At 40.8% G+C, this 15472-nt stretch carries 16 protein-coding genes; 9 read left to right on the forward strand and 7 right to left on the reverse strand.

Features of this window, described 5'->3' with window-relative positions; translation table 11 throughout:
• The first annotated feature begins 337 nt into the window (after nucleotides 1-337).
• Genes tssH through BK820_RS05255 form a run of 6 tightly spaced genes read left to right on the forward strand, consistent with a single transcriptional unit; the run spans nucleotide 338 to nucleotide 7966 of the window.
• Nucleotides 338-3004: a type VI secretion system ATPase TssH gene (tssH, locus tag BK820_RS05230; RefSeq protein WP_071320315.1), complete on the forward strand. Its 2667-nt coding sequence runs from the start codon at nucleotides 338-340 to the stop codon at nucleotides 3002-3004.
• A 46-nt stretch (nucleotides 3005-3050) separates the two neighbouring features.
• Entirely contained in the window at nucleotides 3051-4157 is a 1107-nt protein-coding gene (gene tssA / locus BK820_RS05235; RefSeq protein WP_071320316.1) for a type VI secretion system protein TssA, read from the forward strand.
• A 6-nt stretch (nucleotides 4158-4163) separates the two neighbouring features.
• The gene (gene tssK / locus BK820_RS05240; RefSeq protein WP_071320317.1) at nucleotides 4164-5528 is read left to right on the forward strand and encodes a type VI secretion system baseplate subunit TssK; all 1365 of its coding nucleotides are present in this window, start codon (nucleotides 4164-4166) and stop codon (nucleotides 5526-5528) included.
• Between the two features lie 5 nt (nucleotides 5529-5533).
• Nucleotides 5534-6343, forward strand: coding sequence for a type IVB secretion system protein IcmH/DotU (gene icmH, locus BK820_RS05245; RefSeq protein ID WP_071320318.1), 810 nt, complete (start codon nucleotides 5534-5536; stop codon nucleotides 6341-6343).
• A 12-nt stretch (nucleotides 6344-6355) separates the two neighbouring features.
• Nucleotides 6356-7003, forward strand: a complete 648-nt coding sequence (locus BK820_RS05250) for a hypothetical protein (RefSeq protein WP_071320319.1) — start codon at nucleotides 6356-6358, stop codon at nucleotides 7001-7003.
• 3 nt (nucleotides 7004-7006) lie between these two features.
• Complete coding sequence (locus BK820_RS05255) at nucleotides 7007-7966, forward strand: M15 family metallopeptidase (protein WP_071320320.1); 960 nt, start codon at nucleotides 7007-7009, stop codon at nucleotides 7964-7966.
• A 20-nt stretch (nucleotides 7967-7986) separates the two neighbouring features.
• Here the strand turns inward: BK820_RS05255 and BK820_RS05260 are convergent, their stop codons facing one another.
• The 7 genes from BK820_RS05260 to BK820_RS05290 all read right to left on the reverse strand — a co-directional run bounded on the left by BK820_RS05260 (nucleotide 7987) and on the right by BK820_RS05290 (nucleotide 14341).
• Complete coding sequence (locus BK820_RS05260) at nucleotides 7987-8757, reverse strand: alpha/beta fold hydrolase (RefSeq protein WP_071320321.1); 771 nt, start codon at nucleotides 8755-8757, stop codon at nucleotides 7987-7989.
• Between the two features lie 529 nt (nucleotides 8758-9286).
• Entirely contained in the window at nucleotides 9287-9700 is a 414-nt protein-coding gene (locus BK820_RS05265; RefSeq protein ID WP_048882788.1) for a hypothetical protein, read from the reverse strand.
• A complete protein-coding gene (locus tag BK820_RS05270; RefSeq protein ID WP_048882789.1) occupies nucleotides 9697-10065 on the reverse strand; it encodes an immunity protein Imm33 domain-containing protein in 369 nt (122 codons plus the stop codon). The genes BK820_RS05265 and BK820_RS05270 overlap by 4 nt, the downstream gene beginning before the upstream one ends.
• A 126-nt stretch (nucleotides 10066-10191) precedes the next feature.
• On the reverse strand, nucleotides 10192-10794 hold the full coding sequence (locus BK820_RS05275) for a nitroreductase family protein (RefSeq protein ID WP_048882790.1): 603 nt from the start codon (nucleotides 10792-10794) through the stop codon (nucleotides 10192-10194).
• Nucleotides 10795-11212: 418 nt separating this feature from the next.
• Nucleotides 11213-11704: a hypothetical protein gene (locus BK820_RS05280; RefSeq protein WP_071320322.1), complete on the reverse strand. Its 492-nt coding sequence runs from the start codon at nucleotides 11702-11704 to the stop codon at nucleotides 11213-11215.
• A 126-nt stretch (nucleotides 11705-11830) separates the two neighbouring features.
• Entirely contained in the window at nucleotides 11831-13225 is a 1395-nt protein-coding gene (gene fumC, locus BK820_RS05285) for a class II fumarate hydratase (protein ID WP_071320323.1), read from the reverse strand.
• Nucleotides 13226-13333: 108 nt separating this feature from the next.
• Complete coding sequence (locus tag BK820_RS05290) at nucleotides 13334-14341, reverse strand: SDR family NAD(P)-dependent oxidoreductase (protein ID WP_071320324.1); 1008 nt, start codon at nucleotides 14339-14341, stop codon at nucleotides 13334-13336.
• Nucleotides 14342-14409: 68 nt separating this feature from the next.
• Between BK820_RS05290 and tusD the strand changes: the two genes are divergently transcribed.
• The 3 genes from tusD to BK820_RS05305 are packed head-to-tail and all read left to right on the forward strand — an operon-like array spanning nucleotide 14410 to nucleotide 15469.
• On the forward strand, nucleotides 14410-14778 hold the full coding sequence (gene tusD, locus BK820_RS05295; protein WP_071320325.1) for a sulfurtransferase complex subunit TusD: 369 nt from the start codon (nucleotides 14410-14412) through the stop codon (nucleotides 14776-14778).
• A gap of 44 nt (nucleotides 14779-14822) precedes the next feature.
• The gene (locus BK820_RS05300; protein WP_004809223.1) at nucleotides 14823-15173 is read left to right on the forward strand and encodes a hypothetical protein; all 351 of its coding nucleotides are present in this window, start codon (nucleotides 14823-14825) and stop codon (nucleotides 15171-15173) included.
• Between the two features lie 11 nt (nucleotides 15174-15184).
• Nucleotides 15185-15469, forward strand: coding sequence for a DsrH/TusB family sulfur metabolism protein (locus BK820_RS05305; RefSeq protein WP_071320326.1), 285 nt, complete (start codon nucleotides 15185-15187; stop codon nucleotides 15467-15469).
• Nucleotides 15470-15472 lie beyond the last annotated feature (3 nt).

The following is a 15472-nucleotide window of genomic DNA, read 5'->3' on the forward strand; positions in this document are numbered from 1 at the left end:
CCTCAAATTTTTCTTTTTCTGGTTATTCGATTTTTTTACTTGAAATGACTTTTCTCTATTTATTATTTAAAAATCATCTTGCGAATTTAACAAAAAATGATCACACTAAGTCAACAACAAAAATTGACTTTTGTAAAATATTTTTTAACAGTCTCTAAAAAAATGTTAAAGATTATATGACTTTTATTCTTTTAAAAAACATATAAACATTAGGGTAAAAATTGATCAGAAGAACTGGTTCAATTGCAGTCATTCAAATAAATAACAAGAACAGCACAATCCTATCTTTCTAACCTTAAAAAGATTGTGCCTTGTAAGAATAAATAATGAGAAATACATGAATAATTTAAAAATTTTAATTAATAAATTATCTGATCATGCACGTTTATGTCTTGAGAAATCTGCTAATACTTGTATTCATCAGCAAAATTACGAAATCGAAATTGAACATTTTTTTCTCGAATTACTCTCGCATAACCAGTTAAATGATGTCCAGTTACTGTTTAAAAACTATAAACTTTCTAAGGAAGCTCTGCTAGATGATCTAAATGAAAGTTTATTTCAGCTTAACAAAGGCAATTCGCGCACCCCTATTTTTGCCACGTCAATTATCCGCTTACTTGAGCAGGCTTGGCTACTAGCCTCCGCTGAAAAAGAACCCATCATTCGTAGTGGTCACCTACTTGTAGCTTTACTAACAGCTTCCGATCTGTATCAAATTGCGATGCGTTCATCCTCAATTTTTGAGCTGATTCCGATTGATACAATGAAGCATCAGTTCCTGGATTTGTGCCAGGACAGTATTGAAAATGTGTCAGCTCAATTAATAACGTCTCAGCCAGTAGCTCATCGAAATGCTGAAACGACTGCAAAAAAAACTCCTGCATTGGATCAGTACACGATTAATCTGACCCAGAAAGCTATTCAAGGAAAAATTGATCCAGTGATTGGGCGTGAATTTGAAATTCGTTTGATGCTGGATATTTTGATGCGCCGTCGTCAGAACAATCCGATTTTGACAGGTGAGCCGGGAGTCGGCAAGACGGCTGTAGTGGAAGGATTGGCTCTCAAAATTGCCCAGCAACAGGTCCCTGATGCCCTGAAAAATGTGCAATTACATGTGCTGGACATGGGGCTGTTACAGGCAGGCGCCAGTGTCAAAGGTGAATTTGAGAACCGACTGAAACAAGTAATTCAGGAAGTACAAAGTGCTGCCTATCCAATCATCCTGTTTATTGATGAAGCGCATACCCTGATTGGTGCGGGTGGCCAGGCCGGTCAGAATGATGCTGCAAATTTACTCAAACCGGCACTTGCAAGAGGTGAATTACGTACCATTGCCGCAACCACGTGGGCGGAATACAAACAGTATTTTGAAAAAGATGCAGCGCTCAGCCGCCGTTTTCAGGTCGTCAAAGTTGAGGAACCAACAGAAGCAGTCGCGATTGATATGCTCCGCGGCATGATTCCAGTGATGGCTCAGCATTTTAATTTGCAGATTGATGATGAAGCGATTATTGCTGCGGTACATGCGTCGCATCGTTATATCAGTGGACGTCAATTACCCGATAAAGCAATTAGTGTCCTGGACACTGCCGCCGCACGCGTCGCACTGACTCAGAATGCTCAACCGGCACAACTCGATCACCTGCAGGCACAATTGCACAATCTGGAACTGGAACACAAATTACTCACTCAGGAAAACCAGAACCTGCCCATTCACCATGAACGACTCAATAATCTTTCAGTAAAAATTGCAGAGCTTAGGCACAACATCCAATGCTTGGAAAATCAATTGCGACATGAATTGCACATTGTTCAGCAGATCCGGGAGTTTCAGACTCCGGATCAGGACGAAAAGTCTAGTCAAAAAATTGCGGTATTACGTGCAGAACTGGCTGAAGTACAGCAAAAAAATCCACTGGTCTTTGAACGCGTCAATGCCAGCATCATTCATGACATCATTTCGGATTGGACGGGTATTCCAGTGGGTAAAATGGTCAATGATGAAATCAGGCAGGTATTAGAGCTTGAAAGCTGTATGGCGCAGCGTGTGATGGGGCAAGATTATGCTCTAAAGCAATTGGTGCAAGGTATTAAAACCTCTAAAGCTAAACTGGAAGATCCGAATAAACCCCAAGGCGTGTTCCTGCTAGTGGGTCCAAGTGGTGTCGGTAAAACTGAAACAGCCCTGGCCCTGGCAAATGAACTGTATGGTGGGGAATCACATCTGATTACCATTAATATGTCGGAATATCAGGAAGCCCATACGGTTTCTGCTTTAAAAGGCGCGCCTCCAGGTTATGTCGGTTATGGTCAAGGGGGCGTGCTGACTGAAGCTGTTCGCCGCAATCCATATAGCGTGGTGTTGCTGGATGAAATTGAAAAAGCGCATCGTGATGTGCAGGAACTGTTTTATCAGGTCTTTGACAAAGGTATGCTGGAAGATGGTGAAGGACGGCTGATTGATTTTAAAAATACCACGATTTTGCTGACGTCTAATGTCGGATCCTCTGCCATCATGCAGGCCTGTCTGAATCATCCACCTGAACACTGGCCAAGTGCAAATCAGCTGATTGAACAGCTTAAACCTAGTTTATATCAGCAGTTTAAACCGGCGTTCTTGGGACGTATGCAGATCGTACCGTACTTCCCGTTGCATGATGATCTGCTACTCAAAATTATTGAACATAAACTCGGTAAAATTATTCAGCGAATACAAACCCAATATCAAACTGAAGTTACCTACAGCGATGACCTCTTAGAACTCATTTTAAGCCGTTGTACAGAAGTAGATAGCGGTGCACGTAATGTTGACCATATTCTGAATGCCAGTGTATTGCCTGCTTTAGCCACCGAAATTTTAATGGCACTCAGTGAAGAAAAAGTACCTGAGAAAATTCAGATTGAGGTTGAAAATGATGAGATTACTTATCTTTTAGATCAACAGCAACCCAAAGCGAAAACCAAACGCACCCGAAAAAAGAAAACGGATGCTGTATAAAGCCAGATTTAAAAATTAAAGAAAAAAAATAAGTTTCAGGTGAAGAATGACCCTAGATATTGAACAACTGCTTGCCCTCATCTCTGATCATCAGCCATGTGGTGAGGACTGCTCATTTTCAAATGACTTTCATGCCATTAAAAAGGCTAGAATTCAAGATGATCCTTTGCTGGATCAAGGTGACTGGATCTCTGAGCCACGTCAGGCAGACTGGCATTTTGTACTGAATAAATCGGTTGAGCTGTTAAGTGAAAAAACCAAAGATCTGCGACTTTACACCTGGTTAGCTGAAGCCTGGGCCAGAATTCACGGATTTGAAGGAATTGCCCGCGGCCTGGAACTGAGCCATCGCAGTATTCAGCAATATTGGCCGGATTTACATCCTTTAATTGAGGAAGATGATTTAGATCAGCGCCTGGGTTTACTGCAAGGCTTAATCAGCCAGATTCCGGCATTGATGAAACAGGTTCCCCTGGTCAGTCAGGCACCGTTTTATCATTTGGGAAATTATGAGGCATTTTTACATCAACAAAATGTCCGGTTACGCCATAACCAGCAGGATGAAGATTATGAATCTCTAACTGGCAATGATGAGCTGCAGAATTTCGAGCAATTACTTCAGGCAACTTCCCGCTCGGTACAGTTACAGAATTATCAGCAGGTCTTGGATATTCAAAAGCACTGGCAGCAACTCAAAATAACCCTAGATGATTTACTAGGTCTGGATGCACCGAGTTTTTCTGTAATAGATGAACAGGTTGATTCCATTATTGCCCAGATTAAACGCCTGTATAAAGTGGAACAGATCGCACATCAAAATAATGAAAACTTATTACAGCCGAAAGAATCAGCAATTCAGCTAGGTTATACGGATACAGTCTCTGCTGTTGCGCAGACTCAATTCAGATTACAGCCACAAAATCATCTGGCCAACCGGGAACAGGCGCTGAAAGTCTTAAATGAAATTGCTGATTATTTCCAGATACATGAACCGCATAGCCCGGTGAGTTATATGCTGCAAAAAACCATTCGCTGGAGCCAGATGCCGTTACACGAATGGCTGGCACACGTGATTAAAAATGAGAATCCCCTGGAACAGGTGCAAGAGTTACTGGGTGTACCCGATATGAATAATTCGAATAGTGAGTGGTAAGACTGAATGTTTAAAGCAGAAAAAGTTCTTTGGGGTGAAGGTTTATTTTTACGACCTCAGCATTTTCAGTTACAGGATGCCTATCATGAACAACGTCTGAACCAGATGATTCAGGCAACCTTTCCTTTTGCCTATGGAATTCAAGCGATTGAATTCGATGAGGCCCAGTTCAGCATGAATATCATGGCACTCAGCCGGATTGAAATGGTCTGGCAAGATGGGGAAATTTATCGTGCACCTTCACAGGATCTATTACCTGAGCCCGTGCAACTTGACAGTCTGAATCTGCGTACAGAAATGGCTGTTTATCTTGCTTTACCGATGGTTCAGGCAAGTAAACAGAATCTTAACCATGAAGATAATTCACAGTCCAGCCGTTATCATTCCCATTTAAGCTCGACTCATGATCTGTTTACCAATGCCGCTACAGCCGAAATTACCCTGTTACGCCGTCGTGCAGAATTCAAGATTTTTGAAATCAGCCAGGAGCCTGAACAGGCCCTCGATGGTTATTTTTATATGCCGATTGCAACAATGAAACGCCAAAGCTCAGGGCATTTTGTGCTGGATCATAAATTTATTCCGCCGATTCTGCATATCGAAGCCTCAGAAAATCTACTGAATAATCTGAAGCGGACTTTGAATATTATTCGCGCCAAGATCAAAACCATTCAGAACAACAACCGTGAAAATGAACAAAAACTGATTGAATTCCGTTCGGGTGATATCGTGTCTTTCTGGTTGGTGAATGCACTCAATACTGCACATGCAACCCTGAATCATATCCTGCTATATCCACGTATTCATCCGGAACGACTGTATTCTGAATTATTACGTCTGACCGGGTCATTGCTGACCTTTTCAACCGCGTATGCTGTCGACCAGTTACCGCAATATCAGCACCATCATTTACAGGACAGTTTTGGCCAGCTGGATGTCATTTTACGTGAACTGCTGGATACGATTATTTCAAACCGCTATATCAGTATTGCCCTTAAAGAAACCCGGCCATCTTATTGGGTGGGCAGCCTTGAAACAGACAAAATTTCCCGGGATACCCGTTTGTATCTCGCGGTATCCAGTAGGGTCATGCCCCCCCATGACCTGATTGCTTATGTACCGATCCGCTTTAAAGTGGGCAGTACGATTGATGTTGAACAACGCGTGATTGCAGCCTTACCCGCAGTGCCAGTTCAGCATCTGATTCAGGTGCCGACCGCGATTCCGGTGCGTTCTGGTGTGAGCTATTTTGAGATAGAACCGAATAATGAACTGTATCAGCGCATGCTTGAGTCCGAAACCATTTGTGTCTATATCCCGAGTGGGTTCCAGGACATTTCAATTGAGCTGATTGCTGTAGTAAATGGATAAAAATAATGAATAGTCTAAATAATGCCCCTTCACTATTTGACGATGGACAAATTGGCATCGGTTTCCAGGCTCGAACAAATACAGATACACCTCTATACTCCGCGACTGCCAGTCTGGTCGATCTGTTACATGATGGATTCTATGTGGTATTTCTGATTCGTAATCAGTATGTACCTGCCGATCTGGAATCCTTCCGCCAGAAAGTACTGGATATGCTGTCACGTTTTGAGACTCAGGCGAGAAAACTGCAATTTCCTGTTGAAGATATTCATGATGCAAAATATGCCTATTGTGCATTACTCGATGAAACCATCGTGACCCAGCAAGCCCCACATTTTTTTGATCTGCAAAATTTCTGGATGATGAGTCCACTCCAACTGAGTCTGTTTGGATCACAACTGGCGGGTTATCGTTTCTTTGAACACATGGAAGAAATCCGCAATAGAGATAAAGCACGCCTCGCCGTTCTTGAGGTCTATCATTACTGTTTATTGTTAGGCTTTCATGGAAAATACCGGATTGAATCAATGAGCCAGCTGAATAGTCTGATTAGTCGGGTTGGTGATCAGATTGATTATCTCAAAGGGAAAAAAGCCTTTTCTCCTTTTGCTGCTATTCCGGATCAGATTAAACACATCATTCATCGCGAATTACCATTTTTCTGGATTTTGATTTTCTGGTTGCTGTTTGCGCTGGCAAGCTTTGTAGGTTTGCACTATGTATTATCCAAAGACCGTAATGCAGCATTTTCCCAATATCAAAATGTGATTAGTGTTCCTGTAGAACAGGCCTATATCACCATCCATTTACCATAAATATTAGTGACTATGGCATATCAAAATAATAAACATATTCGTATTTTACAGTCTGTAAAGTCTCTGTCTTATTCTCCTCACTTTTACTTATTGAGCGGATTTATACTTGGGGTGCTATCAGTAGGCTCAGTTTTACTCGGCTATCATTATTATCAGGACCATAAAGCAAGCACTGCTGCACAGTTGACAGTAGCAAACGATCAGGTAGCAGACTTAAGCCATATGGTAGAAAATGAGCTGCTTATTCAAAAATCCGTTGCGCCGTCGGATCAGGAAAATATCCAAAATCTGGAAGATGGTTTTGATCAAAATATTGACAACATGTTTAAGGTAGCAAAGCCAGCAAGTGCAAACGAGCCTGCAAATACTGGATCACCTTTTGACTCTGCATTTGCTATTCAAGAGCAAAAGCCTTTACCTCAGACCAATGATAAAATTAAGCCGCTTACATCCCAACCTCAAACTATTCGATCTTCAACTACATCCACTAAAGACATCCAACAATCTGAAAAAAATCCTATAAATGTAAGGCTTGTTACTCAACCCACAAAACCAAAACAATTAGAAAAAACTGTTGAGCTAAAAACAGCAAGTACGTCTACTCAGGAACAGTCACCTGCGAAGACTCCAAAAGAAAATCCTGAAGTCGCACAGTCATAAAGCATGATCTACCTCATATTATCCAGTTTTATTTTACTTAGCCTCGGCATGTTAGTGTTGGTTTCTTATGATTTCAGAATCCGTTTGATAAGCTTATTCACGCAAATTTTACCCTATGGCAAGAACCGTATTTTGGCTGTCAAACAGCTGGCTTGGGAATTTAATCAGGCAGCTTCGTCAGCGAAAATCCAGTCACATTGGCATATTCAGCAATGGTGGATTTTACTGGCCGCATTGGCATTATTCAGCAGCATCATCATTTTTAGCTTAACCCGTCCCATTACTGCCAGTACTTTTGAAGCAAATTATTTACGGGAAGTTGATCCGCAAATCTATAGCTTACTGGATGGTCAGGTGCTCGCATCTCCTCCGGAAGTAGATGAACATCTGATTGAAATAGCCTTGCAGGAAGAAGCAAATTACTATGCCAATGTAGTTTCTGCGCAAGTGATTACTCCTTCACCCAATCCTGTTGGAAATGTACATCTGCCAAACAGTCATCATCATAACGATCTCAATACAGCCAACCGGAAATGGGACAAAATTAATCCACGTTATAAACAGCGTTTGTTGATGGTATTTAAAATTATGCGTGAACAGCATGGCTATGAACTGGTTTTATTAGAAGGTTATCGTAGTCCAGAGCGCCAAAATTCACTTTCAGCGAATCCAAATACCACACGCGCCAAAGGCTATCAAAGTTATCATCAGTTTGGTCTGGCCGCGGATATTGCCTTTAAACGGAATGGCAAAGTCGTGATCAGCGAGCGGGATCCATGGGCGATGCGTGGTTATGAACTCTATGGCCAAGTGGCAGAATCTGTCGGACTCACCTGGGGCGGTCGCTGGAAATCAATCAAGGATTATGGTCATACCGAATATCGTATGCCGGGTCTGAAAAAAACTGCTGAAATGGCGGCCCAGCTGATTAATGAAGGTCAGCTACAAGCAGCTGCATACTGACCTTCAACTTCTACCAGATTTTATTGTTGTGCATCCAGAAAGGCTTGCATGTGTTCCAGCACTTGTGCCGGCTTTTCACCATGCAGCCAATGACCTGCACCTTCAATGAGTTCAACATGGGCATGCGTAAATTGACGTTCAATCGCAGCGAACTGTTCTGGTTTGGAAATATAAAATGAGTTACCGCCTCTTAAGAAAAGTGCTGGTATATCAACTGGTGCAAGATCTTCCCAATATAGAATATCCTGATAATGGTTATATAATGCCTGCACATTAAACAGCCACTGCCCTTTATTAAAGGATTTCAGCAGGAATTGAATCACCATTTCTTCTTGTAAATATTCATGCATGATTTTTGTCGCGTCCAAACGTGAACTCACATTGGCACGCGCTACAGCAAATAAAGCTTCAAAAATTTTTGCATGATGATTTTCATGATATTGAATTGGAGTTATATCAAGAACTACAAGCTGCTCTACCCGATCTCGTGCAATATCGGCCAGCTTCATGGCAACTTTTCCGCCCATAGAATGCCCCACCACAACAAATTTTGTGATGTTGAGACTATCCAGGGTTTCAAGTACATCTTCTGACATGAGATGGTAATCATGTTGATCCGTATGTCCCGATAAACCGTGATTGCGTAAATCTAACTGAATGACTGTACGTTGACTTGCAAAATGTCGCGCCAGCATTCCTAAATTACTCAAGCTGCCGAATAAACCATGAATGAAGACCATCGGTACAAGTATTGAGTCATCATGAGTGGTGATTTGGTAGTTGAGGATCATTTGAGAATTCCGTGGTTTCATAGTTTAGTTGTTGATATTGGAATTTTATTGGAAATTAATCAATTGCCAATTCTTAAAATTATAAACTTTGCTTAGGCTATTTATTAGATATAAGTTTTGCTTAGGCTATTTGTCAAATGTATTTTTAAAGTGTGCTGAAGGTGCTGTTTGAATCCTCAAGCTTTGGATAAATCATCAGGAAATAGGCTTAATAAATTAAGCTGAATGAGTACGAGCTATTAATGGATATGATTGAAGGCTAATTTTGGAAATATAGTCTTAATTTTTCAGTAAGACATCAATGGATTTAAAATTATCTCTTCGCTTTTATCATTATATTTACCAGATAAAATTGCTTAGGCTATTTTTTAATAATAAAGAGTGAGAAAGATAAGGCGATCTCTTCCACCAATTTTTAATGTTTAATAATTTTAACGAATAATTCATTTTTATTGGTATTTCCCCCGGGAAAATTCGCATTAATCTTATTTTTATGTAGTTTTAATAAATTAAATATCAGAAAATTAACCTAAATCAAAGGCTTTGATTTATCTTCTTTAGCGGATTGCTCTGCCCTGCTCTTACAAAAAACACCTGTAGTCATGCCAGAGTTATTCATGCTCTGGTTTTGACGATCCAGATAATTTTGCGCCACCATCGCCATCATGGAAGCCATATTCAACTGACTATTTTCCTGAGAAGCTTTCAAAATATTCTGATAAGCCTGAATGCGATCACATAATACCTGACGTTCAGTGCTGATGTTTGGTCTGTCTAACGCTGTATGCGGTTCATCCAGAATGGCTTTGCTTTCATTGACCACACGCGTTTGCTCAGCAATATACTGATCAAATTGCTCCTGGGTCATCGTCTCGGCTACGGCGTAATTCGTGATGAGTACACCGTTGAGTCCCAGCAAGATAGCAAAAGCTAAGCGGTTCATTCCTGACCTTCTTTCCATACATCTTCATAATCATCAGCATCAATCATGAAACGAAAGCCTTGATCCAGGGCCAGATAAGGAAGAACTTCTGAGGCAATATCCTGTAATTCACGTACAGTCATAATTTCAAAGTCAGCATCGCTGGATACTTGTTCACCACCATAGATATACCAGCTCACTTTTGTTGCTGTATCTACTGCCTTGCGAATACCAACAATGGGGTCCTGATTCAGGGTATGGACTGCCACGGCAATAACGTCATCCCCACTCACCTCTACATAGGCAGAACCGACTTCTTCGCATAACAATTTCTGTTCAGCGATTAGCTCTTGAAGCGGTGAAAGTTTCTGGGTGTTCTTTGACATGGCGCCATTTCTCTTAGATTTAATGCGCCCTAAGTGTAGCCTAATTTTTATGATTCGGAATATGCTTTTATCGCCTATTGCATGGCATCTATCTATAAGAATTTAGACAGATGCCGGTTTTTCAAATTATTGGAATACTTTGAAACGGTCTTGATCCGGCATAAAGTCTTTGGCGCGTGCTTCACCTTCAACTGAACCAAACACCAGCTGTGCTCTCAGTTGCCAGTTTGCTGGAACGTTCCACTCTGCATGAACTTTTTCATCTACGATCGGGTTGTAATGCTGTAGAGATGCACCCAAGCCTTCAGTATGCAGTGCTGTCCAGGTCGCAAATTGCGCGATCGCAGTAGAATGCTCTGCCCAGATTGGGAAGTTATCTGCATAAGATGGGAACTGATCTTGTAGGCCTTTCACGACATCTAGGTCTTCAAAGAATAAAACCGTACCTAAGCCTGCAGCAAAAGTCCCCATTTTCGCTGCGGTTTTTGCAGCACTTTCTTCATCTTTGGCATAGCTTTTTAATTTATCTGCGACAAAGGCCCAGAATTTCTCATGTTCACTATTAAACAGGATCACGGCACGAGAAGATTGTGAGTTAAATGATGAGGGGCTTTGTTTAATAGCGTTTTGAATCAAATCAGTTAAGAATTCAGGAGATTGAGTGACATTCTTACCAATCGCGTAGATCGTACGGCGTTTTGTAATTAAATCTAAAAACTGATTCGACATTATTGGAAATCCTTTGATATATCTTCGGAAAAACTGGAACCTTCACTTATTTTCATGAAGGAAATCTAATAAATGAGAATTCTATGATTCATTTAATCATTAGTACTTATAGCTTAAGAAAATATACTTAGAATAGCTATATTATTAAAGTAATATCTTTATATATTCTCATGATAAAGAATGGCTTATTAATTTATTTTTTATCAAAAGATAAAATAAATGCCCTTTGATGAACCAATTTCTGTTTTAAAATAAGTCATCATGTTCAATGATGCAGCAGAATTTTTTTGAATGAAAAATAGAAAGATTTGCTTAGGCTATTTATGAGAATTGAACTAATTAAATAGTTTTTTGGAAACTATTAAAATTCATCCCCCAAATATGGAGGATGATATTAAATTAATCAGTTTAAATTTACCTAGAATTTGGCATTAAGGACTTGAGCAGACACTTTATTTTTCCACAGTTCACGTAGTACCGGCAGATAAAACCTCTCGCCCAGATCAACCAGCTCAGCATCAATCAGAGCATGGATATCATGCATAAATAGATAATCCAGCTCTACAGTCGTGAGCTTCATATGCTTTTTTTGATATTCCTTACGCTTCTGCTGTGCCTGTTTAACAAGCTGATCTGCAAAGGCTTTATCTTTGAACTGAGTAATCGCATTTAAACGCAATTCAATAATCCCCCAACCAGCTAAAAACATCTGGAAAGTTTCAAAATCATTGGTCGTTGATTCCCATGACATTTCATCCAGATTTTCATTATCGGGAAGTACAGGTAAAAGAAGTTCCATAATACTTGGAAAAATCTTTTTAAAATTCAGAATAAATTTAACAGGATGCTCACCTGGATAATCCTTGAATTGCACCTTTCTTTGAACATCTGTTAAATAAATATCAAGCATAAAACAATCATCAGTGGTTAATCTCATCTAGTGCTATTGTACGCAACTCTGCCTGAGATAAAAACCACTGCTGACTATTCCATGATAAAACAGGCTTAAAGATTGAAAATAAAAGCGTTACAAGCTTTATTTCGCATTCGCTGAAACCATTTTCTCAGGACGGACGACTTCATCAAACTGTTCAGCTGTGACTAAATCAAGTTCTACCGCAACTTGTTTTAGAGTTTTACCTTCTTTATAAGCAGTCTTGGCAACTTTGGCTGCATTCTCATAACCAATCACCGGGTTCAATGCAGTAACCAGCATTAATGAATCATGCAAGAAATGCTCAATCTTGTCACGGTTCGGCTCAATACCAACGGCGCAGTGATCATTGAAACTATTACAGGCATCACCGAGCAGCTGAATGGATTGCAACAAGTTATACGCGATTACAGGCATAAATACATTCAGCTCAAAATTACCCGATGCACCTGCCACATTAATGGTAGTGTCATTTCCAAGCACTTGCGCCACAACCATGGTCATCGCTTCGCTTTGAGTCGGATTGACCTTACCCGGCATGATGCTTGAGCCGGGTTCATTTTCAGGAATACGGAGTTCCCCAAAGCCGCAACGTGGCCCGCTGGCCAACCAGCGAATGTCATTAGCGATTTTATTCAGACTCGCCGCTAAAGTTTTTAATGCACCGGAAGCAAAGACTGCCGCATCACGACCTGCCAAAGCTTCAAATTTGTTTGGTGCAGTAACGAATGGCAGTCCAGTCAGTTTTGCCAGAGTTTGCGCTGCTTTAACCGCATAGTCAGGATGAGCATTCAAGCCTGTACCTACTGCTGTTCCCCCTAAAGGTAATTCATATAAACCATGCAGTGCCTGTTCCAGACGTAATAAACCGTGATCTAGCTGAGACACATAACCACTAAATTCCTGACCCAGTGTCAACGGCGTAGCATCCTGTAAGTGAGTACGGCCAATTTTGACGATCTCTGAGAATTCCTGAGATTTGGCATGCAAGGTATCACGCAGTTTTTTTACTGCTGGAATCAGTAATTCATTGATTTGCAGACTTGCAGCGACATGAATTGCTGTTGGGAAAGAGTCATTCGTTGATTGAGCACGATTAACATGATCATTCGGATGAACCGGTTTTTGAGAACCTAAAGGATTTCCCAGATTCTGGTTAGCGATATTGGCAATCACTTCATTACAGTTCATATTGCTCTGCGTACCAGAACCTGTCTGCCACACCACTAACGGGAATTGACTATCCCATTGCCCTGCAATCACTTCTTCTGCTGCTGAAACAATATAACCTAAAAGTTCATGCGGAATCTGATTTAATTCGGCATTCGTCAAGGCTGCCGCCTTTTTAACCAGACCCATGGCACGAATCATAGGCCGTGGCAGACGTTCATTACCAATTTTAAAGTTCTGCAAACTACGCTGAGTTTGTGCTCCCCACAGTGCTTCACTGGGTACAGCAACTTCGCCCATGGTGTCATGTTCAATACGTGTTTGCATATTTAACCTCTTTATAAAGTTTTAGTATTTCCTTGTTCCATCTTAGGCAAAATAGAACAGCATGTAAATGATAATTATTATCAATAATTGGGATAGCGTTAATCGGTATTATTGTCCACGTAACGTGTTCTGATAAAAACGCCACTCGTCTTCAAGCATTTGCCGAATCGAACGCTGAGGCTGCCAGTTTAAAGTCTTCCTGGCCTTTTCCGCCTTAGAGCCAACCTGATCTAGTTCCGGATTAGTGTAATATAGCGCCTCTTCCGTCTTGATATTGATTTGCGTCACTTCACCAATTTCATCGAGCAATTTCTGAATCGAAATCAATTCGCCCGCTATATCAAAGGCTTCACAGGCAAAACTTTGTGTACTGAGCCATTGCAGACTCTTAATTACTGCATCACAACAATCTAATATATGCAAAAAACTGCGTTCTACAGTTTTATCTTCAGTATTGGCCTGTTTTCGCAATTCAATACTTTCCCGCTGTAAGGCCCCAACCTGCATGGCCAAAGGCACGATATTTTTTGGTAGCGGCGGTACCACTTCACCCAGTACCCCATGTTCAAAGGCACCCGAAATATTGCATAGTCTGAGGATCGCAATTTTCCATTCATTATCAGTACGTGCAGTATCACGGATAATTTCTTCTACCATCTGTTGAGACTTGATATAAGGGTTTGGATAACTGAAATTAAATGGTGTTTCTTCAGTCAGATCAGGACTGGATTGCCCATAAACAGCAAGGCTGGACAAATGCACAAGATTACGAACACCCGTCCGTTGCATGGCACGTAAGAGACTCATAATACAACTGACATTATCATTGTAATATTCCAGCGGTTTTAGTACCGATTCTTCTAATGATTTAAAGCTTGCAGTATGTACCACGGCGTCAATGGAATTCTGTTCAAAGACTTTGTTTAAAGCAGGCGTATTGCGGATATCAATTTTAACAAAAGGCACATACATGCTGGAAATGAATTCAAGACGCTCTAGCGTCTGCAGGCTGGCATTGGCCAGATTATCGACCACAATGACCTGTTGCCCTTGTGCGAGCAGACTTAAAGCAATATGAGAGCCTATAAAGCCTAAACCACCGGTCACTAAAATCATTGTATACTACCTTTTTATTATGTAGCCCAGATCAACTGCTTAGGTTGATCAAGCCTGTAGTGAATTTCATGAGCACCTTAATTCTTATTACCTCCGCCCCGACGTCGATACATGCTTGGCATGCCTTGGGAATTGCCAAAGCATTACAGCAAAAACAGGAAGACTTTCGGGTTTTCTTTTACCAAGACGGTGTGTCTGTTGCTAATGCTCTGCAATGGGTACCGGATGACCAGCGTCACCTGACCCGTGAGTGGCAGTCCTTGCAAATACGTCTGCCCGTGTGTGTAAGTGCGGCGTTAGCGCGTGGTATTACAGATCAGGAGAATGCTCAACGTCACAATATTCAACAACATAATCTTGCAGATCAGTTTGAATTAGTCGGATTAGGCGAACTCGCTGATGCTGTTCAGTCTGCACATCTTCTGATTCAATTCTAATCGGTCTATTTTTTGGGATATGTTGCTTTTAAAAGGTATATTGTGTGAAATCTGTACTCGTTATATTAACTCAATCGAATCTGAATTCCTTGCAGGTTCATGAAAGTCTTTCTGCGACCATGGTACTCGCGACCTTTGGCTCAGATGTAAAAGTCTTATTAAAAGATGCAGCTTTAAGCTTATTACGTTCAGATCTGCAATTTGAACAGCTTAAACATGCGTTCAAGATTGCTTCCAACATGGTCGATAGTTTTGAATTTTATGATCTGACCCCAATTCTGGTAGAAAGTAAAAATCAAAACTCGCCTTTTATACAAAATACAGAGCAAGAAATTGAATTTGTCGAATTAAACCCAGCCTTTATGCAAGGCTTTGACCATGTATTGTACTGGTAAGGTTGCTCACCATGTCTGATAAAACTCTTTATATGATTCAAGCCAGCCATGCGGCTACAGCACAGATTATCGAACAGTTGTCCCAACTCTATAGCGAAAATGATCAGGTAATTCTGATGGGCGATGCAGTCTTGTCAGTTGAGCATCCATTTATTCAGCAGCTGAAAGAGATTTATATTCTGGAAAATGAGGCTGAATTATTGTCTCAACCAGAAGTAAAAAATTTGAAAATTATTAACTATGCCGAATTTGCAGAACTATGCCTGGGCTTTAGTCGCTGTATTTCTATGAAGTAACAC

The organism is Acinetobacter sp. LCT-H3, from assembly GCF_001866125.1.
Lineage (GTDB): Bacteria > Pseudomonadota > Gammaproteobacteria > Pseudomonadales > Moraxellaceae > Acinetobacter > Acinetobacter schindleri.

Coding starts and splice junctions, on each gene's coding strand:
- tssH (WP_071320315.1), top strand. CDS start 338: ATGAATAATTTAAAAATTTTAATTAATAAATTATCTGATCATGCACGT.
- tssA (WP_071320316.1), top strand. CDS start 3,051: ATGACCCTAGATATTGAACAACTGCTTGCCCTCATCTCTGATCATCAG.
- tssK (WP_071320317.1), top strand. CDS start 4,164: ATGTTTAAAGCAGAAAAAGTTCTTTGGGGTGAAGGTTTATTTTTACGA.
- icmH (WP_071320318.1), top strand. CDS start 5,534: ATGAATAGTCTAAATAATGCCCCTTCACTATTTGACGATGGACAAATT.
- BK820_RS05250 (WP_071320319.1), top strand. CDS start 6,356: ATGGCATATCAAAATAATAAACATATTCGTATTTTACAGTCTGTAAAG.
- BK820_RS05255 (WP_071320320.1), top strand. CDS start 7,007: ATGATCTACCTCATATTATCCAGTTTTATTTTACTTAGCCTCGGCATG.
- BK820_RS05260 (WP_071320321.1), bottom strand. CDS start 8,757: ATGATCCTCAACTACCAAATCACCACTCATGATGACTCAATACTTGTA.
- BK820_RS05265 (WP_048882788.1), bottom strand. CDS start 9,700: ATGAACCGCTTAGCTTTTGCTATCTTGCTGGGACTCAACGGTGTACTC.
- BK820_RS05270 (WP_048882789.1), bottom strand. CDS start 10,065: ATGTCAAAGAACACCCAGAAACTTTCACCGCTTCAAGAGCTAATCGCT.
- BK820_RS05275 (WP_048882790.1), bottom strand. CDS start 10,794: ATGTCGAATCAGTTTTTAGATTTAATTACAAAACGCCGTACGATCTAC.
- BK820_RS05280 (WP_071320322.1), bottom strand. CDS start 11,704: ATGCTTGATATTTATTTAACAGATGTTCAAAGAAAGGTGCAATTCAAG.
- fumC (WP_071320323.1), bottom strand. CDS start 13,225: ATGCAAACACGTATTGAACATGACACCATGGGCGAAGTTGCTGTACCC.
- BK820_RS05290 (WP_071320324.1), bottom strand. CDS start 14,341: ATGATTTTAGTGACCGGTGGTTTAGGCTTTATAGGCTCTCATATTGCT.
- tusD (WP_071320325.1), top strand. CDS start 14,410: ATGAGCACCTTAATTCTTATTACCTCCGCCCCGACGTCGATACATGCT.
- BK820_RS05305 (WP_071320326.1), top strand. CDS start 15,185: ATGTCTGATAAAACTCTTTATATGATTCAAGCCAGCCATGCGGCTACA.